The sequence below is a fragment of the Altererythrobacter sp. KTW20L genome, from assembly GCF_023501975.1.
Classification (GTDB): domain Bacteria; phylum Pseudomonadota; class Alphaproteobacteria; order Sphingomonadales; family Sphingomonadaceae; genus Alteraurantiacibacter.
Window position 1 is genome coordinate 1 of sequence record NZ_JAMFLH010000026.1, and the last position, 1,610, is coordinate 1,610.

General features: G+C 62.7%; 1 protein-coding gene. It reads right to left on the reverse strand.

Annotated features, from left to right (window positions below; all coding sequences use genetic code 11):
- Positions 1-55: 55 nt before the first annotated feature.
- Positions 56-1,610: hypothetical protein (locus tag M3P36_RS15040; RefSeq protein WP_249704523.1), on the reverse strand; the 1,555-nt coding region annotated here is incomplete at its 5' end.

The window sequence follows — 1,610 nt, forward strand, 5'->3', positions numbered from 1 at the left end:
GCGCACCACCCACTCCCAAAATCACCGGTTCTCCGGTGCACCCGTGGCGACAGCCTCAGCCGCCGAGCCCTTCCCTGCTGACCGTTATGCTGGCTTGCAGGTCGGTTGGACGAACAACCGGCATCACCGGAGGCGCGGCCACCAGTTTCACCCACAGGGCGTCTTCGCCCCTGAACCAGGACGTGCCGGCAGCGTTGCGCAATGCTTCCATGCTGGCAGCTTGCGTTCCGGAGGCTGCACTGGCGAAACCCGGCAGTTCGAATATGACCCATGAACCCGCGTCCATTTCGGCCAGGCTGAGAGTGACTTGCGGCCTTTCGGTTTTGACCTCGATCTCGGTACCGGCACGCACGGTGCTCTGGTCGCCGCTGATCCTGAATTCCCGGCCATTGCGCACAAGTGCGATAGGCGCCTGCGGAGCAGGGCGAGTGAACAGAGCGGTACGTTGCGCCCGGACGAGGGGTGTGTCCGGAGCGTTCGGACCGAGCGACGAGATCAGTGCGAACCGGGCGGTGCGGGATTCCAGATCGACTGCGGCGGGAAGTTCTCCCCTTGCGTCCGAGAGGTTGAGGCGACCCACATCGCCGGTGCATACAGCAGCGTTCCATGTGGGATGGATCTGGCAGGTGTCGTCGAATGCCACGCTGTCGTTCTCGCCGTCGTGGAGCAGGACGTGGGAATCGGGCACGCCGGTCACCGATCCATCGAGGTCGTGAAACGACAGGGTCCGATAGGCGTTGCCGCCGCGGTTATCATTGTCGAAGCGGGCATCGAAGGTCGGGAAATAGACCGGCTTGGCGTTGACGAATTGCGCCCCGCTGATCGTGCTTCGGGTACTGAGCCCCGCGCTGGTGTACAGCAGGACGGACAGCGCGCCGGTTTTGCGCTGCGCGTTGTCCTGGAAATTCACGAAGGTCGTGTCCACAACGTCATCGCGGTAGTCATAGTATTCGTAGCCGCGGATGGGGAAATCGGGGATCGCAGGCTTGGGCAGGCTGCGGCCATAGGCCAGTTCCTCCGGCGTCGTCGGATTGCCGATATTGTCGGTCTCGCCCACCACCAGCGAGTCCACCAGAAGCGAACTGAACGGCAGGCTGCCGATGTCCCCTGCGGCCTGCGTCATACCGATGGCATTGTCGGCAAGTTTCATGTTTCTGTACACGTAAAGGTCCCCCCGGCCCCACAGGCCGCCATTGCGGTTCTTGTAGGCCGTCAGGTTTTCGAAGTGCGTTTCCATCACTTCGCTCTCCAGATCGGTGGGATCTGCCAGGGGCAGCAACGGAATCGAGGCCAGCCCGAAGGTGTTGTCGTGGTCGATGTGCCGGTCGATCAGGAACCCGTCGAAGTTGGAATGGGCCACATTGCCCCTGAATGCGCGCAGCGGCGTGCGGCGCGGCCAGGTGTTGGCGGCCACTTCCGTGCCCAGGAAGGCGCCATTGGGGTGCTCGGGTATGGAGAACCAGAAACCGACCTGGTCGGACCCGGCCGCCACATTGTCGATATAGCTGTTGTCCGGATTGGTGATCCAGAATGACGCCACCGTGTTGTCCGAAGGCAGCAGGGTGTTGCCGCCGTGGAAGCTGGCTTGCCTGTAAGCCGCCATATTCTCA